The sequence below is a fragment of the Amycolatopsis sp. NPDC051903 genome (assembly GCF_044452505.1).
Classification (GTDB): domain Bacteria; phylum Actinomycetota; class Actinomycetes; order Mycobacteriales; family Pseudonocardiaceae; genus Amycolatopsis.
Genome location: NZ_JBITBT010000006.1, coordinates 324829 through 350105, shown reverse-complemented (window position 1 = coordinate 350105; position 25277 = coordinate 324829). Strand labels below are relative to the sequence as shown.

The 25277-nt window shown below is 71.0% G+C and carries 24 protein-coding genes; 11 read left to right on the top strand and 13 right to left on the bottom strand.

The features are described 5' to 3' along the window. Positions 1–49: 49 nt before the first annotated feature. The 9 genes from ACIA77_RS17995 to ACIA77_RS17955 all read right to left on the bottom strand — a co-directional run bounded on the left by ACIA77_RS17995 (position 50) and on the right by ACIA77_RS17955 (position 9613). A complete protein-coding gene (locus ACIA77_RS17995) occupies positions 50–943 on the bottom strand; it encodes an NAD(P)-dependent oxidoreductase (RefSeq protein WP_395886996.1) in 894 nt (297 codons plus the stop codon). Positions 944–1135: 192 nt separating this feature from the next. Then, positions 1136–1879 carry an SDR family NAD(P)-dependent oxidoreductase gene (locus ACIA77_RS17990; RefSeq protein ID WP_395886995.1) on the bottom strand — a complete coding sequence of 248 codons (744 nt, stop codon included), beginning with the start codon at positions 1877–1879 and terminating at the stop codon, positions 1136–1138. Continuing rightward, positions 1876–3381, bottom strand: coding sequence for a long-chain fatty acid--CoA ligase (locus tag ACIA77_RS17985; protein WP_395886994.1), 1506 nt, complete (start codon positions 3379–3381; stop codon positions 1876–1878). The genes ACIA77_RS17990 and ACIA77_RS17985 overlap by 4 nt, the downstream gene beginning before the upstream one ends. Next, complete coding sequence (locus ACIA77_RS17980) at positions 3381–4169, bottom strand: SDR family NAD(P)-dependent oxidoreductase (protein ID WP_395886993.1); 789 nt, start codon at positions 4167–4169, stop codon at positions 3381–3383. Before ACIA77_RS17980 ends, ACIA77_RS17985 begins: the two co-directional genes overlap by 1 nt. A 25-nt stretch (positions 4170–4194) precedes the next feature. Then, positions 4195–4953 carry an SDR family NAD(P)-dependent oxidoreductase gene (locus ACIA77_RS17975; RefSeq protein ID WP_395886992.1) on the bottom strand — a complete coding sequence of 253 codons (759 nt, stop codon included), beginning with the start codon at positions 4951–4953 and terminating at the stop codon, positions 4195–4197. Then, positions 4950–5345, bottom strand: a complete 396-nt coding sequence (locus ACIA77_RS17970; RefSeq protein ID WP_395886991.1) for a carboxymuconolactone decarboxylase family protein — start codon at positions 5343–5345, stop codon at positions 4950–4952. Before ACIA77_RS17970 ends, ACIA77_RS17975 begins: the two co-directional genes overlap by 4 nt. A gap of 9 nt (positions 5346–5354) precedes the next feature. After that, positions 5355–7283 (bottom strand): hydantoinase B/oxoprolinase family protein, encoded by a 1929-nt coding sequence (locus tag ACIA77_RS17965; RefSeq protein ID WP_395886990.1) that lies wholly within the window; start codon positions 7281–7283, stop codon positions 5355–5357. Between the two features lie 3 nt (positions 7284–7286). Continuing rightward, positions 7287–9317 (bottom strand): hydantoinase/oxoprolinase family protein, encoded by a 2031-nt coding sequence (locus ACIA77_RS17960; protein WP_395886989.1) that lies wholly within the window; start codon positions 9315–9317, stop codon positions 7287–7289. A 29-nt stretch (positions 9318–9346) separates the two neighbouring features. Next, on the bottom strand, positions 9347–9613 hold the full coding sequence (locus ACIA77_RS17955) for a hypothetical protein (RefSeq protein ID WP_395886988.1): 267 nt from the start codon (positions 9611–9613) through the stop codon (positions 9347–9349). A gap of 136 nt (positions 9614–9749) precedes the next feature. Between ACIA77_RS17955 and ACIA77_RS17950 the strand changes: the two genes are divergently transcribed. Together ACIA77_RS17950 and ACIA77_RS17945 are read left to right on the top strand one after the other, a co-directional pair. Further along, positions 9750–10526: an enoyl-CoA hydratase/isomerase family protein gene (locus tag ACIA77_RS17950; RefSeq protein ID WP_395886987.1), complete on the top strand. Its 777-nt coding sequence runs from the start codon at positions 9750–9752 to the stop codon at positions 10524–10526. 33 nt (positions 10527–10559) lie between these two features. Continuing rightward, positions 10560–11219 (top strand): TetR family transcriptional regulator, encoded by a 660-nt coding sequence (locus tag ACIA77_RS17945; protein WP_395886986.1) that lies wholly within the window; start codon positions 10560–10562, stop codon positions 11217–11219. Here the strand turns inward: ACIA77_RS17945 and ACIA77_RS17940 are convergent. Then, positions 11216–11842, bottom strand: a complete 627-nt coding sequence (locus ACIA77_RS17940; protein ID WP_395886985.1) for a hypothetical protein — start codon at positions 11840–11842, stop codon at positions 11216–11218. The two genes, ACIA77_RS17945 and ACIA77_RS17940, sit on opposite strands and share 4 nt — an antisense overlap. Before the next feature lie 13 nt (positions 11843–11855). Continuing rightward, complete coding sequence (locus ACIA77_RS17935; protein WP_395886984.1) at positions 11856–13844, bottom strand: pyruvate dehydrogenase complex E1 component subunit beta; 1989 nt, start codon at positions 13842–13844, stop codon at positions 11856–11858. 115 nt (positions 13845–13959) lie between these two features. Here ACIA77_RS17935 and ACIA77_RS17930 point away from each other — a divergent pair, with 115 nt between their 5' ends. Together ACIA77_RS17930 and ACIA77_RS17925 are read left to right on the top strand one after the other, a co-directional pair. Beyond that, the gene (locus tag ACIA77_RS17930; RefSeq protein WP_395886983.1) at positions 13960–15018 is read left to right on the top strand and encodes an alcohol dehydrogenase catalytic domain-containing protein; all 1059 of its coding nucleotides are present in this window, start codon (positions 13960–13962) and stop codon (positions 15016–15018) included. Further along, entirely contained in the window at positions 15018–16175 is a 1158-nt protein-coding gene (locus tag ACIA77_RS17925; protein ID WP_395886982.1) for an acyl-CoA dehydrogenase family protein, read from the top strand. The genes ACIA77_RS17930 and ACIA77_RS17925 overlap by 1 nt, the downstream gene beginning before the upstream one ends. A 438-nt stretch (positions 16176–16613) precedes the next feature. On the opposite strand, the gene ACIA77_RS17920 is transcribed toward ACIA77_RS17925, so the two are convergent. Continuing rightward, positions 16614–17456, bottom strand: a complete 843-nt coding sequence (locus tag ACIA77_RS17920) for a TetR/AcrR family transcriptional regulator (RefSeq protein ID WP_395886981.1) — start codon at positions 17454–17456, stop codon at positions 16614–16616. Between the two features lie 127 nt (positions 17457–17583). Here ACIA77_RS17920 and ACIA77_RS17915 point away from each other — a divergent pair, with 127 nt between their 5' ends. From ACIA77_RS17915 to ACIA77_RS17885, 7 genes are all read left to right on the top strand, one after another. After that, positions 17584–17991 (top strand): DUF1992 domain-containing protein, encoded by a 408-nt coding sequence (locus tag ACIA77_RS17915; protein ID WP_395887044.1) that lies wholly within the window; start codon positions 17584–17586, stop codon positions 17989–17991. Between the two features lie 227 nt (positions 17992–18218). Beyond that, complete coding sequence (locus ACIA77_RS17910; protein WP_395886980.1) at positions 18219–19547, top strand: MFS transporter; 1329 nt, start codon at positions 18219–18221, stop codon at positions 19545–19547. Between the two features lie 22 nt (positions 19548–19569). Beyond that, complete coding sequence (locus ACIA77_RS17905; protein ID WP_395886979.1) at positions 19570–20274, top strand: GntR family transcriptional regulator; 705 nt, start codon at positions 19570–19572, stop codon at positions 20272–20274. A 6-nt stretch (positions 20275–20280) separates the two neighbouring features. Further along, positions 20281–21168 carry an oxaloacetate decarboxylase gene (locus tag ACIA77_RS17900; protein ID WP_395886978.1) on the top strand — a complete coding sequence of 296 codons (888 nt, stop codon included), beginning with the start codon at positions 20281–20283 and terminating at the stop codon, positions 21166–21168. Then, complete coding sequence (locus ACIA77_RS17895) at positions 21165–22580, top strand: dihydroorotase family protein (protein ID WP_395886977.1); 1416 nt, start codon at positions 21165–21167, stop codon at positions 22578–22580. Before ACIA77_RS17900 ends, ACIA77_RS17895 begins: the two co-directional genes overlap by 4 nt. Continuing rightward, positions 22577–23257, top strand: a complete 681-nt coding sequence (locus ACIA77_RS17890) for an isochorismatase family protein (RefSeq protein ID WP_395886976.1) — start codon at positions 22577–22579, stop codon at positions 23255–23257. The genes ACIA77_RS17895 and ACIA77_RS17890 overlap by 4 nt, the downstream gene beginning before the upstream one ends. Next, positions 23254–24624, top strand: a complete 1371-nt coding sequence (locus ACIA77_RS17885) for an FAD-dependent oxidoreductase (RefSeq protein WP_395886975.1) — start codon at positions 23254–23256, stop codon at positions 24622–24624. The genes ACIA77_RS17890 and ACIA77_RS17885 overlap by 4 nt, the downstream gene beginning before the upstream one ends. Before the next feature lie 325 nt (positions 24625–24949). Here ACIA77_RS17885 and ACIA77_RS17880 read toward each other — a convergent pair whose 3' ends face one another. Continuing rightward, positions 24950–25243, bottom strand: coding sequence for a hypothetical protein (locus ACIA77_RS17880; protein ID WP_395886974.1), 294 nt, complete (start codon positions 25241–25243; stop codon positions 24950–24952). Positions 25244–25277 lie beyond the last annotated feature (34 nt).

Genomic DNA, 25277 nt, shown 5'->3' with positions numbered 1-25277 from the left:
GCCTTGGGGCTGGTGTCACGACAAGTGGAGCATTCCCGTGGGGCAGCGCTCATGCTCGTGCCGCGGGGGTTCGGGCAACGTCGATGGTTCGGGTCCAGCCGTCGCTGCCGTGTCCGTCGTCGATGGCGCGGCGGTAGAGCGCTTGCACCGCCCGAGGAAGCTCGGCGTCGATGCCGGCCGACTCGGCGGTGGCGACGATGTGCTCGGCCGTTGCCCCCATCATGGTGGTGGTACTGCCCTCGCCGGGATGGTCGCCGGCGTCGATGCGACCGCCGAGAGCGGCAATGCCGTCGGGGGCGATCAGGTCGGGGATCGCCCTGAACAGGTGCACGGCCTCGGGCAGGAACGTCTCGGCGGTGATGCCGGCGGAGCCGACCAGGGCGGTGGCGTGGGCGAAGCCGGCCAGCGTGGTCAAGAAGATGTCGAGATTGGCCTGGTACACCAGCTGAGCGCGGCCGGGATCGGCACCCAGGAATCGTGGCTCCCCGATGCGGGCGAGGGCGTCACGGTGAGCGTCAAAGCCCCGTTGGTCGCCGCTGTAGTACACGTGGGCGAACTCGGTGCCGACCAACGGAGCGGGCACCATCACGCCACCGGCCACGAACGCGGCACCGTGCGCGGCAGCCCACTGAGACGCCTCGCGGGTCCTGTCCGGTGTGTCCGAGCTGAGGTTGACGAGTGTTCGTCCTGCGAGCGAGGCGGTGGCGTCGCCGAGCACGTCCCACATCGCCTGATAGTCAGTCAGGCTGAGGATGATCAGATCGCCGGCTGACACGGCCTCGGCCGGGGTGGCCGCGAGCTGTGCCCCGGCGGCGACCACACCTTCAGCGCGCTGAGCGGTGCGGTTCCACACCGTGACCGGGTGTCCCGCGCGCAGCAGTGAGTGGACCATCGCCTGGCCCATGGGGCCCAGGCCGATCAGGGTGACCGGCGAGGCGCTCACGCGACACCACCGGCCTTCCGGTCAACCGCGCGCAGGCTCTCGTAGCTGCGTGCGGGGCCCTCGGAGGCGATCGCGTCTTGGGGTGTGGATGTTGTTGGCATGCGTCCATGCTGGGCAAGGACCCGCGGGCTGGGAAGTACCCACTATTTTCTGCGGTACTCACCATTGGGTAAGCATCTTGACCCGCAACAGCTAGGCCGTCCAGCCCCCGTCGACGGTGAGCGTCGAGCCGGTCGTGTACGTCGACGCGTCCGAAGCGAGGTACACGGCCGCACCACCGAGTTCCGGTGGCGCCGCGACGCGGTTCTGCGGGATGTTCGCCAGGATCCGCTCGCCCCACCGGCTCGTGACGAGCCCTTCGGACAGGTCGGTGTGGAAGTAACCGGGCGCCAGCACGTTCACCCGGACCCCGCGCGGCGCCCACTCCACCGCGAGCACGCGCGACAGCGCTTCGACGCCGCCCTTGCTCGCGGCGTACGCGGCGATGCGGTCGAAGCCCGACCGCGCGTGCACCGACGACACCGTGATGATCGATCCCGCACCCTGCTCCAGCATCTGGCGTCCGGCGGCGCGGGCGCAGTAGTACGTGCCGGACAGGTTGACGTCCAGGACGTTCGCCCAGTCGTCGTCGCTGCCCTGTTCGCTGCGACGGAACGTCGGGCTGATGCCGGCTGCGGTCACGGCGACATCGACGCGGCCCAGCTCTTCGACGATCCGCGCCACCGCGCCGTCCGCAAAGGACGGTTCCGCCACGGAACCCGGCAGCACCAGCGCGTCGCCGACCTCCTCGGCCAGCGACTTCAGATCCGCCTCGGTCCGCGACGTCACGGCGAGCGTCGCGCCGGCCGACGCGAGCGCCACCGCGATCGCGCGGCCGAGGCCCTTGCCCGCGCCCGTCACCCAGGCGACCTTGCCCGTCAGGTCGAACTCGTTCATCCGCGCAGGTTCCTCTTCAGCACCTTGCCCGACGGTGTCCTCGGCAGTTCGTCGAGGAACACCAGGTCGGCGGGCACCTTGAACTTCGCCAGCCGATCCCGGCAGAACGCTACCAGCGCGTCGCGGTCGCGCGCGGCGCCCGGACGGAGGACGACGAACGCCTGCGGCACCTCACCCCACCGCGGGTGGCTCGTGCCGACCACCGCGGCTTCGACGACGTCCGGGTGCTCGTAGAGCACGCGCTCCACCTCGGGCGTCGCGATGTTCTCGCCGCCGGACACGATCATGTCCTTCTTGCGGTCCTCGACGTAGAGGTAACCGTCCTCGTCGAGGCGCCCGACGTCGCCCGTGTGGAACCAGCCGGCGCGGAACGCCTTGGCGGTGGCCTCCTCGTCGCGCCAGTAGCCGGTGCTCACCTTCGGGCCGCGCAGCGCGATCTCGCCGAGCACCCCGGCCGGCACCGGCGCGCCCGATTCGTCGACGATGCGCACTTCCAGGTGCACCACCGGCCGTCCGACGGAGCCGACCTTCGTGAGCATGTGCTCCGCGTCGTTGAAGGTGTCGCCGGAGACGGTCTCGGTCAGCCCGTACGCGTCGGAGAACCACGCGCCCGGGAACGCCGCGAGGATCTTCTCCACGAGCGGCACCGGCATCTTCTCGCCGCCGCCGATGATGAACCGGATCGACGACGTGTCGCGCTCCAGGATGTCGGGCAGCTGCAGGATCGCGTTCATCATCGACGGCGCGAGCCAGATGTTGGTGGGCCGCTCGCGTTCGATCGTGTCGACGACCTCGGCCGCGTCGAACTTCCGCAGCACGATCAGCGAACCGCCCGCGTGCAGCGTCCCGACACCCGGCAGGTCGAACCCGCCGACGTGGTAGAGCGGACCGCACACCAGCGTCGTGTCCTCGGCGGTGAGGCCGAACTCCACGAGATGGCCCAGGTTCTTCCACACCAGGTTGCCGTGGGTGATCTGCACGCCCTTCGGCCGCGACGTCGTCCCGGACGTGTACATCAGCCGTTGCAGGTCGGCAGCTCCGGCCGCAACCGGCTCGACGGATCGGCCGAGGTGCGCGTAAACCACGTCCTCGTAAGGGGTCCAGCCTGAGGCGCGCCCGCCGAGCAACAGCCGCTGCTTGAGCCCCGGCAGGGTGAGACCGTCCACAGCGGACTGGAACTCCGGCTCGGTCAGCAGCGCCACCGCGCCCGAGTGGTCGAGGATGTAGCGCCACTCCTCGGGGGAGAGCCGGTAGTTGAGCGGCAGGAACGCCGCCCCGATCCGGTTCACGGCGAACACCGCTTCGAGGAACTCGAGGTGGTTGTACAGCAGCAGAGCGACGACGTCGCCGCGGCCGATGCCCAGCTCGGTGACCCCGGACGCGAGCGCGTCGACGCGGGTGAGCAGCTCGCGGTTCGTCAGCGTCCGCGGCCCCTGGCTGAGCACGACCTTGTCCGGGTACCGGCCGGTGTTGTGGTCGAGGATCGTGGCGAAGTTCGACATCAGCGCTCCTGCGCGTGGAAGCTGTGCAGCTCGCCCCCGGCGGCACCCCAGTGGATGGTGCTGATCATGCCGCCGTCGGCGACCAGGTCGGTGCCCGTGACGTAGTCGGCGCCCGGCCCGGCGAGGAACGCCACGACGCGCGCGATGTCGTCCGGTTCGCCGATCCGGCCCAGCGGCGTGTTGGCCACCGTGGCCGCGCGGATGTGCTCGTTGCCCAGCGTGTCGCGGTTCAGTCCGCTGTGGACGACGCCGGGGCTCACGGAGTTGATGCGGATCCCGTCGGGCGCGAGCTCGGCGGCCAGTTGCTTCGTGAGCGCCAGCACGCCGCCCTTCGCCGCGGTGTAGGACGAGAAGCCGTACCCGGTGTGCCCGGCGATCGACGCGATCTGCACGATCGAGCCGCCACCGCCCGCGGCCATCAGCGGGATCACCTGCTTGAGCAGGATGAAGTAGCCGGTGAGGTTCACGTCCAGCACACGCCGCCATTCGTCCACCGTGGACTCCAGCAGCTTCTTGCGGATGATGATGCCGGCCGCGTTCACGAGCACCTTCGGCGGCCCGAACCGTTCCGCGGCCTGCGTGATCGCGCCGGTCACGGCTTCTTCGCCGGTGACGTCGACCGCGAACGCCGCCGCCGGTCCGTCGATCTCCTTGGCCGTGCGTTCGGCCGCCGCACCGTCGGCGTCGAGCAGCACCAGCGGCCGGCGGTCCTCGGCCAGGCGCAGCGCGCAGGCCCGGCCGATCCCCGACCCGGCGCCCGTGACGACCGCGCACCCTGTTCCGTCCACAGCGGACCTCCTTCTCCCAGGGCGCTCAGCCCATCGCGTAGCCCCCGTTGACGTCGACGACCGCACCCGTCATGTAGCTCGCCGCGGGCGAGGCCAGGAAGGCCGCCACGCGTGCGATCTCCTCCGGCCGCGCGAGGCGGCCGAGCGGGTTGTAGTCGTCGGAGTACCCCTTGCCCTTGATCATGTCCGTGTCGACCACGCCGGGGGCCACGGCGTTGGCGACGATCCCGTTGCGCGCTTCGGTCTTGGCCAGCCACTTCACCACCGCGTGGACCGCGCCCTTGCTCGCCACGTAGTGCGGGCCGGCGAGCACGCCGCCGACCTTGCCCGCCACCGAGCCGATGCACACCACCCGCGCGTCGTGCCCGCGCAGGAACGGCAGCGCGCCGCCGATGCACCACAGGGTGCCCTTGACGTTCACGCCGAGCACGGCGTCCACTTCGGACTCCGGCAGCTCGTCGAGCGCCATTGTGTCGCCGTAGATCGCCGCACACGTGACGAGCACGTCGAGGCGCTCGCCCGGGCCCGCCGCCTCGGCCATGGCCGAGGCGACGGCGGTGCGGTCGGTGACGTCCACGGTCAGGCCGGCGGCGGACCCGCCGGCCGCCGTGATCTCGGCGACGGTCGCAGCCGGGTCGCGGGCGTCGAGCACCGTGACGTGAGCCCCGGCGAGCGCGAGCTCGACCGCGATCCGGCTGCCGATGCCGCGCGCCGCACCCGTCACGACCGCGCGCGACCCGGCCAGGGAAGCCGGGCCGCGCGGGTCGAGCACGCCGGCTGTCACGCCGTCTTCTGCTCGTGGGCCGCCAGTTCCTCCATCAGCACGGGGACCCCGAGGGTGCAGGTGTGGATCCCGAGCACGCTCGTGAGCTCCAGCACCTCCATGATCTCCTCCTTGGTGGCCCCGTAGCCGAGGGCGTTGCGGATGTGCTGGCGCAGCCCGGGTTCGTACAGGTGCGTGGTGGACGCGTCGATCGCCGTGTAGATCAGTTCCTTGACCTTCGGCTCCAGCACGCCCTTGCGCCACGGCACCGCCGAGAAGTTCAGGTACGCCTCGAAGAAATCCGGGTCGAGGCCCAGCAGCCCCTCCCAGAACGTGTTCCAGTACCCGCGCTCCTCGAGGAAAGCCGCACGCAGCTCGTTCTGCCGGTCGACGTCGGTTCCGTTCTCCGACAAGGGATCCTCCTACTTCGCGGCCAGCTCGGCGCGGCGCTTGGCGGTGGCGTCGTGGTCGATCTTCAGGTTCTCCGGGTCGCCGTGCGGGTCGCCGGTGATCACCACGCCGTAGTGGCGGTACGCGCCGTCGATGGTCACGTACTCGTCGCGCACGTCGCGGCACACGCGTTCGGGATCGCGCTGCAGCGGCGAACCCCAGCCCCCGCCGCCGTTGGTGAGGTAGCGGAACACCGCGTTGGGCTTGGTGTGCCACACCGGCGTGCTGGCGAAGTAGAAGTACTCGCCGGCCGGGTCGACGGTCTTGGTCTCCGGGTTCAGCATCCCGGCGACCGGTGTCGCGGCGGCGTAGACCTCGGGCTCGGTGCCGATGAGGTCCTTGTCCTTCGTGACGTTCTTGTAGTCCGGGTGGAACACCCACGTCGCCCCGAGGGCTCCGGCTTCACCGCCGTACACGCCCACCCCGCTGGCCGATTTCGTGTGCAGCGGGCTCGACCAGTGCTCCGCGTCGGTGAGGTACAGCGTGTCCTTGAGCACCGCCGCGCCACCGCGGTTCTGGCCCGCGCCGCCGCTGTCGGGCGAGTACTCCTTGCGCAGCACCACGGCCGGCAGCTCGGACTCGATGGCCTCGGTGGCCGGGTCCAGGTTGTTGGCCTGGTACACCACGGAGTAGCTGTCGGCGTCGCCCGCCTCCGTCGCGCCCCACGGTCCGTGCTCCCCGCCGCACTGCGCGGTGGTGACCCACGGGGTGCCGTCGGCGAGCACGCCGTTGGCGTTGTGGATGTTCAGCGAACCGTAGTCGCCGCCGACGGCCTTGCGGCCCAGCGCCTTCTCCAGCGCCCGGAACACCGCGAGCAGCACGGGCCCGGTGCTTTCCCAGTAGAGGAACACCGCGCCGTCCGGTGGCGTCGCGCTGATGAACGTGCCGGCCGGCAGCACGATGTCGATCGGCCGGTACGCGCCGGAGGTGAACGGCGTCGCCGGGTCGATGAGGAACTTCAGCGCGACACCGACGGCCGTCTTCGTGTCGAGGATGCCGGCGTTGATGCTCGTGCGCGCCTGCGGTGACGTGCCCGAGAAATCGAGTTCCATCCGGTCGGCGGCTTTGGTGATCTTCAGCCGGATCTTGTACTCGACGGTGTCGTCGACGCCGTCGCAGTCGATGCCCTCTTCGGCTTCGTACACGCCGTCGGGCAGCTCGGCCAGCGCGCTGCGCATGGATTCGGCCGAAACGTCCGTGGAGTAGCGGATCGCACCGAGGTAGGCCTCGACCCCGTAGCGCTGCACGCTCTCCAGGATCAGCTTCTCGCCCAGCAGCAGGTTCTGGTAGATCGTCTTGATGTCCGGCAGCAGCAGCGCGCAGAAGCGCGCGTTGTCGAAGATCAGGTTGAACGCCGACTTGACCGGCTTGTTGTTGCGGTACAACAGCATCGGCGCGATCACGAGACCGTTTTCGTACACGTTGCGCTTGGTGCCGGAGAAGCCCGCCGGGATCACGCCGCCCATGTCGAGCTGGTGCGCGCGCAGCGTGACGAGCGAGACCAGCTTGCCCTCGTGGAACACCGGGCGGATGAAGCAGATGTCGTTCACGTGGTTGCCCGCGCGGTACGGGTCGTTGCAGATCACCACGTCACCCGGCTCGAGGTTCTCCGGGCCGTACTCCTCGATCGTGTTGCGCACGGCTTCCGACATCGTGCCGAGGAACATCGCGAGGCTGTTGCTCACCGACGACATCGGGTAGTTCTGCTCCGGCGGACCGGAGATCGTCGCGGCGAAGTCGTACCAGTCGCGGAGGATGAGCGAGAACGCGTTGTTCAGCAGCCCCGTGCACATGTGCTGCACGATGTAGCGCATGCGGCTCGACAGCACCGACGCGGTGAAGCGGTCGGCGCCGTACAGTTCGGCGAACTGGGCGTCGTCGAGGTCCTTCAGAGAGGTCATGGTTCACGCCTTCCGGATGCGCAGCTCGCCGTAGGTCCCGACGGTCGCGACCTGACCCGGGACGAGGAACGTGGTGGACAGCGGTTCGCGGATGACCGCGGGTCCGGGCACCTGGTCGCCGACGCGCAGGTCGGCGCGCTGGTACTCGCCGGCCTGGAGCACGTCTTCGGTGAGGTACCGGATCTGCAGCGTGCGCGTGGGCTGCAAGGTCTCGCCCGCGGCGCGCTCGGGCACCTTCGGGTACTCGACCTTGTCGGCCTTCGCGACGGCCTGGACGCGGTAGGTGACGCCCTGCACGGGCAGCGCCTCGAACTTGTTGCCGGAGCGCTCGGCGTAGGCCTCGTGGAAGTTCGCGACCATCGTGGCCACCGCTTCGGCGTCGATCGTGCCCGCGGGCACGCCGATGAACGGCGTTTCCCACGTCTGGCCGGCGAGGCGGCCGTCGAAGCTGCGGACGAACTCGATGCCGTCGCGGTCCTTCTCCTGCAGCCGTTCGCGCAGCCGCTCCTCCATGGAGTGGTACACCTTGTCGACCTGCTCGGCCGCCTCGGCGGTGAGCAGCGTGTAGGCGCTGCGGCTGTCGGCGTAGACCAGGTCGGAGCTCACGAGCCCCAGCGCGGAGAACAGGCCCGGGTGCGGCGGCACGATGACCTCGGCCGCGTGCACGAGATCCAGCACCGCGGGCAGCAGCATCGGGCCGGCCGCGCCGTAGGCGACGAGGCTGTAGTCGCGCGGATCGACACCGTGCTGGATGGCGATGTTCACGACGCCTTCGGCGATGTTGTTGACACCGATGTTGAAGGCGTAGCTCACGCGCTGCTCGAACGACAGCTTCGAATCGAGCGCCTCGAAGGCCTGCCGGGAGAGGTCCGGGTTGAGCTTCATGCGGCCGCCGGCGAACCCGTCGGGGTCGATGACGCCCATCAGCAGGCACGTGTCGGTGGTCGTCGGCTGCGTACCGCCGAGCCCGTAGCAGGCCGGGCCGGGGTCGGCGCCCGCGCTGCCCGGGCCGACCTTGAGCTCACCCGCCGCGTTGATCGTCACGAGGCTGCCGCCGCCGGCGCCGATGCTGGAAACCTCGTTGGACAGCGCGTTCACGATCAGGTCGTGTTCGAGCTCGAACGTGGTGTTCACGAACGGCTTGCCGTCGGTGACCATGCTGATGTCGCACGAGGTGCCGCCGACGTCGGCGCACAGCAGGTTGCCGGCGCCGATCAGGCCGCCGAAGTGCGCGCTGGACACGGTGCCCGCGGCGGGGCCGGCGAAGACGATGCGGAACGGGTGTTCCATGGCGACGTCGGAGCGCACGAGCTGCGCGGCGCAGTCGGCGAAGTTGAGGTCGCCTTCGAAGCCGAGCTCGCGCAGGCCGGTGTCGAGGCGCCGGGTGTAGGCGTCGTAGGTCAGGCGCATGAAGACGTCGATGACCGTGGTGGACGCGCGCGCGAACTCCTTGGCCAGCGGGGAGACTTCGCTCGAGATCGACACCGGGACGTCGCCGAGCTCTTCGTGCACGAGCTGGCGCAGGCGCTCTTCGTGGTGGTTGTTCACGTACGCGTTGATGAGGCAGATGGCGACGCCCTCGACGCCGCACTTGCGCAGCACCGCGAGCTCTTCGCGCGCGTGGTCCTCGTCGAGCTGGATCAGGATGCCGCCGTCGGCGGTCAGCCGCTCGCGGATGCCGCGCCGGAGGTACCGCGGCACGAGCGGGCGGTTCGCGTCGCCGTAGGAACGGCGCCACGCCGGGTTCGTCAGGCCTTCGACCGGGCGCCAGGTGCGGCCGATGTCGAGGATGTCCCGGTGTCCCAGCGTGGTCAGGAACGCGATCTTCGGCAGCCGGCGCGTGATGATCGCGTTGAGACCGTGGGTGCTCGCGTGGTTGAACACCGCGGAGTCGGCCACGCCGACCTCTTCGGCACCGCGCAGCACACCGCGTTCGGTGGTGCGCACGTCCGTGGCGACCTTGACGGTCTTGATCTCGCCATCGGCGATCGCCACCACGTCCGTGAACGTGCCGCCGACGTCTACTCCGATCATGGAACTACCCGCCTTTCGGTGATTCGTGGTCAGTAAACGTCGAGGCCGTCGGAGGTGAGGACGATCGGACCGAGCAACGGGCCCGTTTCACGGCTCACCGATTCGAGCGTTTTCTGGTGCTTGACGACGGTGAACCAGCCGCCTTCCGAGAGCACCGGGTAGCGGCGGAAGTCCGCTGCGGTGGAACCGGGGAAATCCCGTTCGAGGTTCACGCCGAGTGCCTTGAGGTCCTCGTCGGTGACCGCTTCCCGGGCTACCGAAAGTCCTTCGGGGACGGATGATTCGACTGCGTCCATGGGCCATCACTCCGGTGTGTTGTGCCGCTGCCGAGTTTCGTGTACCAATCGGTCTAAGAAACCGTGATGGGAAGCACTGTAGGACCCTGATCGCGGCCTGACAAGCCCGGACCGGGTGAGGTGAGGAGCTTCAGTGATGACGGAACGGCTACACGTCGAAACCACCGGCCGGGTCGCGACGGTCCGCCTGGACCACCCGCCCCTCAACGCGTTCGACACGGAGATGCGGCGCGCGCTGGAGGACGCGGCGGCTTCGCTGGCCGACGCTTCCGATGTCCACGCCGTGGTGCTCTACGGCGGGGAGGAGGTGTTCGCCGCGGGCGCGGACATCAAGCAGCTGGCGGGGTTCTCGTTCGAGGAGGTGCTCGGCTGGAACCGCGCGCTGCAGAAGGCGTTCACGCGGTTCGCCGAACTGCCGATGCCCGTCGTCGCGGCGATCAACGGTTACGCGCTCGGCGGCGGACTGGAACTCGCGCTCACCGCCGACTACCGCGTCGCAGCGGAATCCGCGGTGCTCGGCCAGCCGGAGGTGCTGCTCGGCATCATCCCCGGCTCCGGCGGCACGCAACGGCTCGCGCGGCTGATCGGCCCGTCGCGCGCGAAGGAGCTGTTGATGACCGGGCGGCGGGTGCGCGCTGGAGAAGCGCTCTCGCTGGGCCTCGTCGACCGGGTCGCGGCGGATCCTCTCGCGGCCGCGCTCGAGTACGCGCAGGAGCTCGCGGCCGGGCCGCGCTTCGCGATCCAGGCCGTGAAGGAGGCCGTGGACCACGGGCTGGACTCACCGATCGCCGCCGGCCTCGCACTGGAGCGGTCACTGATCGCGGGCCTGTTCGCGACGGCCGACCGCGACACGGGCATGGCGTCGTTCCTGCGCGACGGACCGGGCAAGGCCAGCTTCGGCGACGAAGCCTAGAGTGGACGTTCGAATGAGCCGCGGAGGGGAACCATGCCGAGACCACCGGGACACGGACCCGGCTACGAGGTCAAGCGCCAGGAGATCATCGACCAGGCGGCGGCGCTGTTCGCCAAGCAGGGCTACGCCGCCACGGGGATCGCGGAGATCGGCCAGGTCGCGGGGCTCGCGAAGGGCGCGCTCTACTACTACATCGGCTCGAAGGAGAACCTCCTCGTCGAGATCCAGGACCGCGTCCTGCGGCCCCTGCTCACCGCGGCGCGCCGCATCGCCGCCCTCGACGAGGACCCGGTCCTACGACTGCGTCTGCTGTCGGAGACCCTGCTCGACATCATCCTCGAACGGCTCGACCACATCTGGGTGTACGAGCACGACTACCGCCACCTGCGCGGCGCCAACCGCGCCCGCCTGCTGCGCCAGCGCCGCGAGTTCGAGCGCATCGTCCTGGACCTCCTCACCGCGGCCATGGACACCGGCGCCTTCCGCCGCGTCGACCCGCGGCTCGCGATGCTGCAGTTCCTGAACCTCCACAACCACACCTACCAGTGGGCCCGCCCCGACGGCCCCTGGGACGCGGCGTTCCTCTCCCGCGAGTACTGCGCGACGCTGATCTCGGGCTTCTGCAGCCCGGGCTACGACGTGGCGAACCTGGAGGAACGGGTGGCCGAGTTCCGGGCCCGGGTGCCGGCTTAGCCGCGAGCCGGTTTCGCCCCGTCGACGGCGCGCGGCCGCGCGTCCCGGCCGCGGCCGGCCATGGTGGGCTCCGGTTCGGCGTCGGATTCCCCCGTGATCTGGAGGGCCTCGCGGACCTGCCGGCGAAGCCCGTCCAGCAGGATCACGAGGTAACGCTGCTCTTTCACCGGCGCGTTTAGCTCCCGGCGGCCCAGCGCGTAGTCGTGGCACCGGCGGAAGTCGACGTAGACGTTGTCCGCGGCGGTGGCGAGGGCCGCGGGGCCGAAGACCATCAGGCCGGACAGCACCTGCTGCGCCTGGTCCTCGAGTGCGACCAGCTCGTCGGCGGTCGGGCCGTCCGGCTCGTGCCCGGCCTCGCGCGCGGCGACGGGTTTCGCCAGGGCGCGGTCCCAGTCGCGGAAGGCGGCGAGGACGGAGACGTGCACGTCGAAACGCTTCTCCCGCCAATGGGCGTCGATGTCGCGCTGGCGTTCGCGAGCCCAGCGCCGGTCGTCGCGTTCGGCTTCGCGGGCAAAGCGGCGGTCTTCGCGCCAGACGTTGATCAGCTGGCCGCTCACCACCCCCAGGATGCCCAGCACCGCGACGACGATCGGCACCCACACCGAGACCTGGCCGGAATCCATGCGGGCAGCGTAGTCACGCGCGGGCCGACTCCCGTACCGCCGACGCGATCCTTTCCTTGGACGGCAACCACACCCGTTCCAGCGACGGCGCGTACGGCGCGGGCGTCCGCTCGGCGCCGACGCGCAGCACGGGGGCGTCGAGCGTCCAGAAGCCCTCGCGAGCGGCCACCGCGGCCAGTTCCGCGCCCACGCCGAAGTCGCCCACGGCCTGGTGCGCCACCACCAGCCGGCCGGTTTTCGCCAGGGACTGCAGGACTGTCGCGGTGTCCAGCGGCGCGATCGTGCGCAGGTCGATCACCTCGACGCTGATGCCCTCGCCCGCCAGCTCTTCCGCGACGTCGACGCAGTCGTGCACCAGCTTCGAGTACGACACGAGCGTGACGTCCGTCCCGGACCGGCGCACCGCCGCCCGGCCCAGCGGCACCAGGTGCGAGGGCGGCGGCTGCGGTCCCTTGCGCCCGTACATCAGGCGGTTCTCCACGAACACCACGGGATTGGGGTCGCGGATCGCGGCGCGCAGCAGGCCGTAGGTGTCCGCCGGCGTCGACGGCATCACCACGGTGAGGCCCGGGATGTGCGCGAGCAGCGCTTCGAGGCTCTGCGAATGCTGGCTGCCCGACGACTTCCCCGCCCCGAACTGCGTGCGCACGACCATCGGCAGGCTCACCGCGCCGCCGGTCATGAACCGCAGCTTGGCGGCCTGGTTCATCAACTGGTCGAGGCACACGCCGACGAAGTCGAAGTACATCAGCTCCACGACCGGCCGCAGCCCGGCCATCGCCGCGCCCACGCCGGCGCCGATGATCGCGCTCTCCGAGATGGGCGTGTCCCGCACGCGGCCGGGATACTTCTCCGCGAGTCCCCGGGTCAGGCCGAAGACGTTGCCGCCGGCGCCGACGTCGATGCCGGCCAGGAACACGGCGTCGTCGGCGGCCAGCTCGTGGTCCAGCGCACCCCGGATCGCGTCCATCGTCCGGAAGATCTCGCCCGTCGCCTCGGGTGGTTCCGGCACGGGTTCGCGGGGCACCCCCACGAAGTGGTGCAACGTGTCGGGCGACGGCTCGGCCGCGGCGCGCGCGGCGTCGACGGCCGCTTCGATCTCCCTGTCGACCTCCGCGTCGAGCGGGGCGACGTCCGTGCCCAGCTCCCGCAGCCGGGCGGCCGCGCGCACGAGCGGGTCGCGTTCCTTCCACTCCGCGAGTTCTTCGGGTTCCCGGTACTTCTCGGGGTCGCCTTCGTAGTGGCCGTGCCAGCGGTAGGTGTCGGCCTCGACCAGCACGGGACCGCCGCCCGCGCGCAGGTCCCGCACGAGGCCGTCGACCAGCGACGCGACGGCGGCGACGTCGTTGCCGTCCACGTGGTGGTAGGCAAGCGCGTACCCGGGCGCCCGGTCGGCCAGCGACGCGCGCGTCTGCGTGGCGATCGGCGAGAACTCGGCGTACTTGTTGTTCTCGCAGAAGAAGATCACCGGAAGCTGCCACACCGAAGCGAGGTTCGCCGCTTCGTGGAACATGCCCTGCGCGACCGCGCCGTCGCCGAAGAACGCCAATACCACGCCACCTTCCGCGCGCAGCTGCGCGGCGGTGCCCGCGCCGACCGCAATGGGCAGGCCGGCCGCGACGATCCCGTTCGCCCCGAAGATCCCCTTGCGCGGGTCGGCGATGTGCATCGACCCGCCGCGGCCGCGGCACGTGCCGGTCTCCTTGCCCATGAGCTCGGCGAACATGCCCTCGACGTCGAGTCCTTTCGCGATGCAGTGGCCGTGGCCGCGGTGCGTGGACGTGACGACGTCGCGATCGTCGAGCGCCTGACACGCGCCGACCGCGCACGCCTCCTGGCCGATGGACAGGTGCAGGAAGCCGGGGATCTCGTTGTTGCGGTACAGCCGAGCCGCCCGGTCCTCGAACTGCCGGATCAGCCGCATGCGCCGGTACATCTCGGCCAATGCGTTCGGGTCGCCGTCGAATGCCGTGGCGAGGTCGCTCACCCGGGTGGAAGTCATCACGCTCCTGCCCTTGCCGTTCAGTGGTTTTCGCCCGGCCCCTTGACATCACGCCGGGAACCACGATTCTTGTACCGACTGTTCGAAAAAACAACTCCAGTTCGGAGGTGGTCGCGTGCACGCGCTGCGCTGGCACGCCAAGGGCGAGCTGCGCCTGGACGACGTGCCGGAACCGGCGGCGCCGGGACCGGGCCAGGCGGTGCTCGCCGTGTCCTGCTGCGGGATCTGCGGCACCGACCTGCACGAGTACGCGCACGGCCCCAACCTCATCCGCACCGGACCGCACCCGCTCACCGGTCTCGAACCACCGTTCACCCTCGGGCACGAGATGAGCGGCACGGTCGTGGCGCTCGGTTCGCCGGTGCCCGGCGTCGAAGTCGGCACGCGCGTGGCGGTGGACCCGTGCCTGCGTTGCGGGGTGTGCCGCTGGTGCACCCACGGCGAGTACCACATCTGCGCGAAGGGCGGCTCGATCGGCCTCGCGGCCGACGGCGGGTTCGCGTCGAAGGTGACCGTGCCCGTCGAAGGGCTCGTGCCGATCCCCGACGGCGTGTCCGACGAGCTGGCGGCACTGGCCGAACCGCTCGCCGTCGGCCTGCACGCGATCCGGCGCGCCGGCGTCCAGCCGGGTGATCACGTGCTGGTGCTGGGCGCCGGCCCGATCGGGATCGCGGCGCTGCTGGCGGCGAAGCTCGCGGGGGCGGCAGGCCTCTACGTGAGCGAGCCCGTGCCCGATCGCGCGCGCAAGGCGGCCGAGATCGGCGCGACCGAGGTGTTCGACCCGGCCCAGGCCGACGTCCGCCGCGAGGTGTTCCTGCGCACCGGCCGCGTCGGGCCCGACGTGGTGGTGGAGGCGACGGGCCACCCCGAGCTGGTGGAGCTGGCGGTGAACACCGTGCGCCGCGGCGGGCGCGCGGTGCTGTGCGGGATCAGCGGTGCTGCCGCGTCGCTGCCGATCACGCAAATCGTGCCGTTCGAGCGCACGGTGCTGGGTTCGCTGGGCTACAACTTCGACATCCCGCGGGTGCTCGACCTCATCGCGACGGGCCGCCTCGACGCCACGCCGATGCTCACCGGCGTGCGGCCGCTCTCGGCCGGGCTCGACGCGTTCGCCGAACTCGAAGCCGACCGCGGCAGCCACCTCAAGATCCTGCTGAAGCCCGAGGAGCACTGATGGACTTCGACCTGCCCGAGGAAACCGTCGCGCTGAAGCAGCTCTGCCGGGACTTCGCCGCCAAGGAGATCGCGCCGCACGCCGCCGACTGGTCGGAGCGCTCCCACTTCCCCGTCGAGGTGTTCCACGACCTCGGCCGGCTCGGCCTGATGGGCATGCTGGTCGACGAGAAGTACGGCGGCGCCGACGCCGGGTTCGTGTCCTATGTGGCTGCCATGGAAGAACTCGGCGCGGCCGACCAGTCGATCGCCTCGGCGTGGAACGCGCATTCGACCATCGCGTCGCTGCCGCTGGCGACGTTCGGCACGCACGAGCAGAAGGAGCGCTGGCTGCGCCCGCTCGCGTCGGGCGAAGCGATCGGCGCGTTCGGCCTCACCGAACCCACGGCGGGCTCCGACGCCGCCGGCATCCGCACCCGCGCCCGCCGGGCCGACGGGGGCTGGCTGCTGGACGGCACGAAGATGTTCATCAGCAACGCGGGCACCGAGATGAGCCTCGGCGTCACCGTCCTGGCGCTCACGGGCTCCGACGAGGACGGCGGCAAGCGGTACGGCACTTTCTTCGTCCCCGACGGCACTGCGGGGTACACGAAGGGACAGCCGCTGAAGAAGCTCGGCTGGCACGCCCTCGACACCCGCGAACTCGTGTTCGCGAACTGCTGGCTGCCCGACGACCACCTCATCGGCGACGAGGGCGCCGGCTTGCGGCAGTTCCTCGAGGTCCTCGACGGCGGGCGGATCAGCGTCGCCGCGCTGTCGTTGTCCCTGGCCCAGAAGGCCCTGGACCTCGCCGTCCGCCACGCCGGCGAACGCGAGCAGTTCGGCCAGCGGCTCCACCGCTTCCAGGCCGTCGGCCACAAACTCGCGGACATGGCGACGGAGATCGCGGCCGCGCGCTGGCTCGTCTACCACGCCGCCTGGCTCGGCGACCAGGGCCGCCCGTTCAGCACCGCGGCCGCCATGGCGAAGCTCTACGCGTCGGAAGTCGCCAACCGCGCGGCCAGCGAAAGCGTCCAGATCCACGGCGGCTACGGCTTCATCCGCGAGTCCACCATCTCCCGCTTCTACGCCGACGCGAAAATCCTGGAGATCGGCGAGGGCACCAGCGAGGTCCAACGCAACGTCATCGCCCGCGCCCTCGCCCGCGGCGCCCGCTGAGCCGTCGCGCCGTGGCCCGTCCGGACGTTCTCGACGCACGGGGTCCCGCTTCGGCCGTTGGGCCGACACACCGATCTGCCCGCGGCAGCACGCGACTGTTCCGGCAGGGCGGTCAGTCCGATCGGCGTCCTCGACGCACCGAACTGGCCGCCACGACCGGGAATTCGGCCGCGCACGCTCGCCGAAACCCGCGCGGCAACCGGCGGCAGACCGTGCGGTGATCAGCGATGCGCGAGCGAGCCGCGCGCACTCGTCCAGCGAGTGACCGCGCGCGATCGAGCGCGGCACACGTGCTCGATGCATCGCATCGGCCGCCGCCTGCCGATGCGATGCATCGAAGGCGGGAGTCCGACGCGAGTACACTTCGCGGTCAGCCGCGCGGAAGAACGTGCGGCGGATGCCCACCGCGCGAACGCGCGCGATCGAACAAGGGGCCGTTCACCCGGTGGCGCGAGCCGCCTGGTGGGCGATGCCGTCGAGGAGGCGGGCGAGGCCGAATTCGTAGGCGGCGGCCGCTTGTTCGCCGGCGGTGGTGGCGAAGCCGCCGGCGAGCCAGGTGGCGTTCATGGCCGGGTGCGCGGTGATGTCGAAGTACTTGGTCCAGAAGGCGGAGCGCTGGTTCCACCACGCGTCGGTCGATTGGCCGGTGCTGCGTTCCAGGTGGATGCTCTCGGCTTCGAGCGTGGCGTTGGCGTCGACGTAGCTGGTGATGCTGTTGGCGGCGGCGACCGTTTCGCGCGGGGACAGGCCGAGACCGTCCACAGTGGACAACACGTACTCCTGGCCCGCGAGCTGGCCCGGCCCGAGCGCCGGGCGCACGCGCGACATCTCGCGCAGCCACGGGTGGCGGCGGTGTGCTTCCCGCGTGCGGTCGGAGTACAGCTCGACCTGCGCGCGCCAGTCGCCGGAGCGCGGTTCGCCCGGGCCGGGCAGCCCGCGTTCGACGAGGACGTCGTCGACCATCAGGTCCACGAGCTCGGTTTTGCCGGGCACGTAGGTGTACAGGGTCATCGTGCCGGCGCCGAGCTCCTTGGCGACGCGGTGCATCGACGTCGCCGTGAGCCCGTCCGCGTCGGCGACCCCGATGGCCGCGCGGATGATCTGCCCGATGGTCAGCGTGGGGCGCCGGCCACGGGTGGGTTCGGGCGGGGTCGTGTCGCGGTCTCGCCAGAGCAGCGCGAGCGTGCGGTCGATGCGCTCGGCTTCGGTGCACACGCCCCGGCGGCGCAGTTCGGCTTCGGAGGGGCCCTGACCAGCGCCGGCTTCGTCGTCAACGGTCATCGTCGCAGCCACTCCCCGCTCCGGCGCCGATCGGTCGTCGGGGATCGTACCGGGTGGGTCGGGACCTTCGACCCGTCCGCGGACGCGACCGCGCGGCTAACCTGGGCGGGGATCGGAGGTGATCGAGGTGGCCGAGCGCAAGCCGCACGGGATGTCGTTCGGGTCGTGGGTCGACCGGCAGATCGCGGCCGCCGAGGCGCGGGGCGACTTCGAGGACCTGCCGGGGGCCGGCAAACCCCTCCCGCCGCCGACCGGGCGCGACGCCGCCACGGACTGGGCCCTGCGGCGCGCCAGGGACGGCGACGTCGAAGTGAGCTCCTTCCTGCCCCCTTCGCTCGCGCTGCCCCGCGAGATCCAGGACCTGCCGAAGAAACTCGCCGCCGTGCGCAGTGAGCAGCGGGTGCGCGAGATCGTCGAGGACCTCAACGCCCGCATCCGCGAAGCCCACCGCCGCCCTCAGGAAGGCCCGCCGCTGCGCGCCTGGCCCCTCGACGTCGACGAAACCGTCGAGCAGTGGCGCGCCTCGCGCGCGTGATCCGTCCACAGTAGAGCCGAGCGCAACCGGCCGGACCGGCCGCGACGCGCTCGAGCGATCGCGCCAGGCCGTCAAGACCTCACCAACCGAGCGTCGCCGACGCGGCTCATCCACGCGTCATTCCAGCAGCCCATCCTGTCGGCTGCAAACTGTTGACAGCAGACACTGCGCTTCTTATGGTTCTCCCCAACCCAAGTCCCCCTGGTCGAAACCGAAGGCTGGAAGCCATGGAAAATCCCAGCGCAGCGGTGCAGCCCACCGCAGAACCCGTCACGGCCGTACCGGCGAACGTCGACCGCAGGGTCGTCGCCGCGGGCCTCGTCGGGTCGATCGTCGAGTACTTCGACTTCGGCATCTACGGCTACCTCGCGACGGTGCTCGCGGTGGTCTTCTTCGCGTCCGGCTCGGACCCGACGGCGGCCCTGCTCGCCACCCTGGCGACGTTCGCCGCCGCGTTCGCGCTCAGGCCGCTCGGCGGGCTGGTCTTCGGCCACCTCGGCGACCGCCTCGGCCGCAAGCGCATGCTGGCCACGACCGTCCTCGCGATGTGCGCGGCGACCTTCCTGGTCGGCGTCCTGCCCACCTACGCGGCGATCGGCAGCGCGGCGGCGTTCCTGCTGGTGGCGGCCCGGTGCGTGCAGGGCGTCGCGGCCGGCGGTGAAGTCGGCGGAGCCGCGTCGTACGTGGCCGAGTACGCGCCGCCCGCGCGCCGCGGTTTCCTCTGCTCCACCGTCCAGTTCGGCGCGCTCGGCGGTGCGCTGCTCGCGTCCGCCGTGGTCACGACGCTCACGAGCGTGCTCACCACCCAGCAGATGGCGGCGTGGGGCTGGCGGCTGCCGTTCCTGCTCAGCCTGCCGCTCGGCGCCGTCGGCATCTGGATCCGGCTCAAGCTCGAAGACTCCCGGCAGTTCCACGACCTCGCGGCCCGCGGCGAAGTGGCCAAGGCGCCGGTGCGCGAGCTGTTCACCGACCACCGCGGCCCGCTGGTCCGCACGCTTGGCCTTTCGATCCTGCTGTTCGCCCTCTACTACGTCGCCTACGTGTACGCGTCGATCCACCTGCAGCGCGTCGGCGGGTTCAGCTCACGGGAGGCGTTCTGGTCGACGACCGTCACGCTGATCGTCTCGTGCGCGGCGATGCCGGCGTTCGGCGCGCTGTCGGACCGCATCGGCCGACGACCGGTGTTCCTCGGCGCCACGATCGCCACGCTCGTCCTCACCTTCCCGGTCTTCATGGTGATGAACTCGGGCCACTACGTGCCCGCGCTGCTCGCCCAGGTCGTGCTCGGGCTGCCCGAATCGGCGCTGATGGCCGTGGCGTTCTCCACGTTCGCCGAACTGTTCACCACTCGCGTGCGCTACAGCGGGATCGCGCTGGGCTTCAACCTCGCGAGCACCGCGGTCGGCGGCACCGCCCCCTACATCTGCACCTGGCTCGTCCAGCGCACGGGAAGCAGCCTCGCGCCGGCCGGTTTCCTCGTGGTGACAGCCTTGATCACACTCGCCGCGGCAGTGCGGCTGAAGGAAACCCGCGCGACCGTGCTGCGCGCCCACTGAACCCGACCGGAGAAGGCAGGACATGGCGACACCGCCCCCCTTGGAACGACGGACCGACACCTACGCCGGGCGAAGCCTCGACGTGCTGCGCGGCATGGTCCTCGACGGCCAGCTCCAGCCCGGGCAGCGGCTGAACGAGGTCGAGCTCGCCCGCGCGCTGGGCATCAGCCGGGGACCGCTGCGCGAGGCGATCCAGCGGCTGGCCAGCGAAGGACTGCTGGCCGTCGTCCCGCACCGCGGGTCCTACGTCCGCACCTTCGACGCGGCCGAGCTGCGCGACCTGTACGAGCTGCGCACCGCGCTGGAGACGCACGCCGTGCGGCTGGCGGTGCGCCGGGCCGACACCGAGGACCTGCAGGACCTCGACGACCTGCTGGGCGCCACGGAAGAGGTCCTCGAGTCCGATGTGGACACCGCTTATCCCGGTGAGCTCGACTTCCACCACCGCGTGGTCGCCCTGTCCGGCAACCAGTCGATGCTGCGCGCCTTCGGCGACGCGAACAACCAGATCCAGCTCGCCCGTTCCCGCTCGGGCCGCCAGCCCCGGCGGGCGCGCGACGCGTACCAGGAACACCGCGAAGTGCTGCGCGCGATGGCCGCGGGTGACGCCGAGCTGGCCGCGCGCCTGCTCGGCGAGCACCTGCAGCACTCGCTCGACAACGCGCTCTCGCTGTTCGACACCACCGTGCCCGACAGCCCCGGCGGGCTCGACGAAGACAAGGAGTAGTACCCCGTGACGAGTTCTCTGGGCGCCCGGCTCCGGGAGCGGGTGACCGCCCCCGGACGGCAGCCGCTGCTGCTGGCCGGCGCCCCCAACGCGCTCACCGCCCGGGTCGTGGAGGAGGCCGGCTTCGAGGCCGTGTACCTCTCCGGAGCCGGCATCACCAACACCTACCTCGGTGCACCCGACGTGGGCCTGCTGTCGCTGCCCGAGCTGGCCGGGCACGTCGAAGCGACCCGCGACGCGGTCGGCCTGCCGCTGGTGGTCGACGCGGACACCGGGTTCGGCAACGCGCTGGGCGTGCAGCGGACCGTGCGCACCCTGGAGCGCGCCGGCGCGAACGCGATCCAGCTCGAAGACCAGGTCTCCCCCAAGCGCTGCGGCCACTTCGCCGGCAAGGACGTGATCGAGGCCGACGAGATGATCGGCAAGATCCACGCCGCCGTCGACGCCCGCGCGAGCGACGACCTCCTCATCGTGGCGCGCACCGACGCCCGCGCCGTCCACGGCCTCAGCGCGGCCTGCGACCGCGCCGCCGCCTACCTCGAAGCGGGCGCCGACATCATCTTCGTCGAGGCGCCCGGTTCGCCCGAGGAGCTGGCCGAGATCACGCGACGGGTGCCCGGCCCGCACGTCGCCAACATGGTCGAGGGCGGGCTGACCCCGATCCTGCCGCTCGAACGGTTGCGGGAGCTCGGTTTCGCGATCGCGCTCTACGCCAACACGGCGATGCGCGGCGCCGTGGCCGGCATGCGGATCGCCTTGCGCCACTTGAAGGACCACGGCGACACCACCGAAATCGGCGACGCGATCATCAGCTGGGCCGACCGGCAGAACCTGGTGCGCAAGCCGCTGTTCGACGCTCTCGACGAGAAGTACGCGGGAAGGACCACCGAATGAAACCGTACGACCTGCGACTGCACGGCGGCGAAGTCGTCCTGCCCGGCACGGGACTGAGCCCGGTGGACGTCTGCGTCCGCGACGGGAAGATCGCCGCGCTCTGCGCGCCGGACGACGAACTCCCGGCCGCCGAGACCGTCGACGTGACCGGCCGCTGGGTGCTGCCCGGCGCCATCGACGCCCACGTCCACCTCGGGCAGGACCTGTCCGTGCCGAAGACCGTCGAGGACGCGGCCGCGGAAACCGCCTCGGCCGCCGCGGGCGGCGTGACCACGATGCTGGCGTACCTGATGAGCCCGCAGCCCTACGACGAGCTCTTCCCCACGGCGCGCGACCTGATGGCCGAACACGCCCACACCGACTTCGGGTTCCACTTCTGCGTGGTGACCCCGGAACACGTCGACTCGATCGGCCACTACGCGCGTGATCTGGGCGTGTCGAGCTACAAGGTCTTCACCAACTTCCGCGGCAACGAGGGTGCCTACCTCAACCTGCCGGGCAACGACGACTCGTTCCTCTTCGACGCGCTGCAGGCCGCCGCCGACGCGGGCGCGATGATCGCCCAGCACGCGGAGAACATCGAGCTCGTCTGGCGGTTGCGCGAACGGCTGAGCAAGGACCCCGACGCCGGCCTCGACGCCTGGCACGCCGTGCGCCCGCCGTACGTGGAGGCCGAGGCCGAGGGCCGCGTCGCCTACCTCGCGAGCGTCGTCGGCGCCTCCAGCTACGCCGTGCACGTGACCAGCCGGGAAGCGCTCGCGGCGCTCGAGCGCCAGCGCGCTGAGTACCCGGACGTGTTCGTGGAGACGTGCCCGCACTACCTCACGCTCGGCATCGACTCCGGCCTCGGTTCCCGCGGCAAGGTGAACCCGCCGCTGCGCACGCGGGACGACCGCGAGGCGCTGTGGGAGGCCGTGGCCGACGGCCGCGTCGACGTGATCGGCTCCGACCACGTTCCCCGCCACTTCAGCGCGAAGGACAAGGACCTGTGGAGCGCCTCGGCCGGTTTCCCCGGCACGGGCACGCTGCTGCCGCTGCTGCTCAGTGAAGGCCACTTCACCCGCGGGATCCCGGTGGAGCGGCTCGTGGACCTCACCGCGACGCGCCCGGCTCAGCTGTTCGGCCTGTGGCCGCGCAAGGGCGCCATCGCGATCGGCGCCGACGCCGACCTCGTCGTGATCGACCCGGCCAAGCCGGCCACGGTCGCGGCCGAGACCCAGCACTCCGGCGCCGGCTATTCGGTGTGGGAGGGCTGGGAGTCGAAGGTGAGCGTGCAGCACACGGTGCTGGGCGGCGTTTTCTCCGTGCGCGACGGCGAAGTGCAGGCTCCGCGCGGGCAGTACCTGTTCCGGCCCCGCAGCGGCCGCGCGGCGCTGGCCGCCCTCGACACCGAGAAGGGGGCGCCGGCATGAGCGACCGCCCGTGGTCCGACGTGATCACCGCCGACGACGAAGCCCGCTACGAGGCGGCAGGGTTCGGCCGCCCGTCCGGGCTGGGCGAACGGCCGGCGCTGCTGATCATCGACGTGCAGTACCGCACCGTCGGCAACACGCCCAAGCCGTTCTTCGAATCGGTGGCGCAGGACTACCGCACGAGCTGCGGCCAGGCCGGCTGGGACGCGGTGGCCAACATCAGCCGGCTGCTGACCGCGTTCCGCGAAGCGGGCCGGCCCGTGCTCTACCCTTACGTGGCCCCGAAAGCGGCCTACGACACCGGGCGACTCGGCGCGAAGGTTCCGTCCATCATGGACGTTCCGGAGCGGGGGTACGACTTCGTGGCCGAGGTCGCGCCCGTCGAAGGTGACGTGCTGCTGCCGAAACGCCACCCGAGCGCGTTCTTCGGCACACCGCTGGTGAGTTACCTGATCGACCGGGCGGTGGACACGCTCGTCGTGACCGGCTGCACCACCAGTGGGTGCGTGCGCTCCAGCGTGGTCGACGCGTTCGCGTACAACTTCCGCGTCGCCGTGCCGCACGACGCCGTGTACGACCGCACACCGACCGTGCACCAGGCCAATTTGTTCGACATGGCGCAGAAGTACGCCGACGTCGCGAGCACCGCCAAGATCCTCGAGGAGCTCTCGGCATGACCGCCGGCGAACCCGAAGTCGACGTGATCGTGGTCGGCGCCGGTGGCGGCGGGCTCACCGCCGCGCTGGCCGCCCACGACGCCGGCGCCAGCGTGGTCGTGCTGGAGAAGGCGGAGACCGCGGGCGGCAACAGCGCGCTGTCCACCGGCTCGGTGCCCGGCGCCGGCACCCGCTTCCAGGCCGAGGCGGGTATCGAGGACTCGGCCGACCGGCTGGCCGCCGACCTGCTGGCCCAGTCGGGCACCCACGACGCCGACGACCTCGCCCGGCTGCTGGCCGCCGGCTCCGCCGGCCTGGTCGAGTGGCTGATCGACGCGCACGGGATCGACCTGCGCCTGATCACCGACTACAGGCACGTCGGCCACTCCGTCCCGCGGCTGCACGCGCCGCCCTCGCGCAAGGGCCGCGACCTCGTCGCCGACCTCTTGCGCGCAGTACGCGCGACCGGCACCGAAGTGCTGGTGCACTCGCCGGTGGCCGCCCTCCTGCACGACGGGGACGGTGTGCACGGCGTGCGGGTGTCCGGTCCGCGCAGCGGCACCTACGACATCACCTCCCGCGCCGTCGTCCTCGCCGGCAACGGCTTCGCCGCCAACCGCGAACTCCTGCGCGAGTGGGCACCCGCGATCGCCGACTTCGAGTACTTCGGTTCCCCCGGCAGCACCGGCGAATCCCTGAAGTGGGCGCTGGAACTCGGCGGCCGCCTCGGCAACACCACCGCGTACCAGGGCTACGCAGCCGTCGCGTACCCGCACGGCTCCATCACGTCGTGGACCACGGTCGAGATGGGCGGCGTGCTGATCGACGGAACCGGCCACCGCTTCGGCGACGAATCCCGCGGCTACTCGGGCTTCGCCGACGCCGTGCTCGGCGCCCCCGGCCCGTGGCACGTCGTGTTCGACACGACCATCCGCGACTACGTCGCGAGCCACGAACAGGAGTTCGCCGAACTCGTCGCCATGGGCGGCGCCCGCGAGTGCGCGACGATCCCCGACCTCGCCACCTTCTGCGGCGTCGACGAACCGGCCCTGGGCGCCACCCTCGCCTCCGCCGCAACCACCGCCACCGGCGACGACAATGACGAGTGGGGCCGCACCGAATGGGGGTTCGGACCCCTGAAGCCGCCCTACGTCGCGGTCCGCTCCGTACCCGGCCTCTTCCACACCCAAGGCGGCGTCCTCGTGGACCACCACGCCCGCCCCACCACGGCGACCGGCGTCATCAACGGCCTCTACGCCACCGGCGGCGTCGCCACCGGCATCAGCGGCGCCACCGGCGGCGCCGGCTACAGCTCCGGCAACGGCCTCCTGGCGGCCCTCGGCCTCGGCCACCTCGCCGGCACCCACGCCGGCTCCCTCCCACGATGACGAGCACGGTGATGTGCGCGGTGACGGGCGCGATGACGGGCGCGATGACGACAGCCCGCGCCCTCTTTCCCCACCTCGGCCATTCCGGTTAGCCAAGCCGTCGCAAGCTTCGTCGGCACCACCCTCAACTGGCACGCACCTACTGCGCCACGCCGGCTTTAGCCTCCCAGCAAGCTGTTCCCCGAAGCCCACCAGCGTCGCAAACGCCCGGACGTCGCGCTCCACTCACTCCACATCCACGCCCTTGCCCGACTCACCTCACCCCATCCCCCGCACACCCACCACGGCCCACCCTCCACAACGTACGTCCACAATGGACCACCCCTCACGTCACCCAGCTCCACTCCTTCCTCCCCGGCGCCATGACCGACACCGCCAACCGCGCCTGCTCCACCGGTAGCTCGCCCGCCAGCACCGCCCGATCCACCGCCGTCTCCAGGTCCACCTCGCCCCTGATCAGCGCGTCCAACCCGCCCGACAACGCATCCCCCACCGCGCGGAACGCCGCCGCCTCCTCGACCGACAGCGCGACGCACCGCGACACCTCCCTCGTCACATCCAGGTTCCCGATGCTGCACACCCTGACCGATCGCCTCATGTCCACCACGGTATCGAACACCTGAGCGATTACGCAGTCGCTGGACCAGGTGAAC

Coding starts and splice junctions, on each gene's coding strand:
- ACIA77_RS17920 (WP_395886981.1), bottom strand. CDS start 17,456: ATGACCGTTGACGACGAAGCCGGCGCTGGTCAGGGCCCCTCCGAAGCC.
- ACIA77_RS17965 (WP_395886990.1), bottom strand. CDS start 7,283: ATGACCTCTCTGAAGGACCTCGACGACGCCCAGTTCGCCGAACTGTAC.
- ACIA77_RS17990 (WP_395886995.1), bottom strand. CDS start 1,879: ATGAACGAGTTCGACCTGACGGGCAAGGTCGCCTGGGTGACGGGCGCG.
- ACIA77_RS17940 (WP_395886985.1), bottom strand. CDS start 11,842: ATGGATTCCGGCCAGGTCTCGGTGTGGGTGCCGATCGTCGTCGCGGTG.
- ACIA77_RS17955 (WP_395886988.1), bottom strand. CDS start 9,613: ATGGACGCAGTCGAATCATCCGTCCCCGAAGGACTTTCGGTAGCCCGG.
- ACIA77_RS17950 (WP_395886987.1), top strand. CDS start 9,750: ATGACGGAACGGCTACACGTCGAAACCACCGGCCGGGTCGCGACGGTC.
- ACIA77_RS17910 (WP_395886980.1), top strand. CDS start 18,219: ATGGAAAATCCCAGCGCAGCGGTGCAGCCCACCGCAGAACCCGTCACG.
- ACIA77_RS17890 (WP_395886976.1), top strand. CDS start 22,577: ATGAGCGACCGCCCGTGGTCCGACGTGATCACCGCCGACGACGAAGCC.
- ACIA77_RS17945 (WP_395886986.1), top strand. CDS start 10,560: ATGCCGAGACCACCGGGACACGGACCCGGCTACGAGGTCAAGCGCCAG.
- ACIA77_RS17905 (WP_395886979.1), top strand. CDS start 19,570: ATGGCGACACCGCCCCCCTTGGAACGACGGACCGACACCTACGCCGGG.
- ACIA77_RS17960 (WP_395886989.1), bottom strand. CDS start 9,317: ATGATCGGAGTAGACGTCGGCGGCACGTTCACGGACGTGGTGGCGATC.
- ACIA77_RS17985 (WP_395886994.1), bottom strand. CDS start 3,381: ATGTCGAACTTCGCCACGATCCTCGACCACAACACCGGCCGGTACCCG.
- ACIA77_RS17885 (WP_395886975.1), top strand. CDS start 23,254: ATGACCGCCGGCGAACCCGAAGTCGACGTGATCGTGGTCGGCGCCGGT.
- ACIA77_RS17925 (WP_395886982.1), top strand. CDS start 15,018: ATGGACTTCGACCTGCCCGAGGAAACCGTCGCGCTGAAGCAGCTCTGC.
- ACIA77_RS17895 (WP_395886977.1), top strand. CDS start 21,165: ATGAAACCGTACGACCTGCGACTGCACGGCGGCGAAGTCGTCCTGCCC.
- ACIA77_RS17935 (WP_395886984.1), bottom strand. CDS start 13,844: ATGACTTCCACCCGGGTGAGCGACCTCGCCACGGCATTCGACGGCGAC.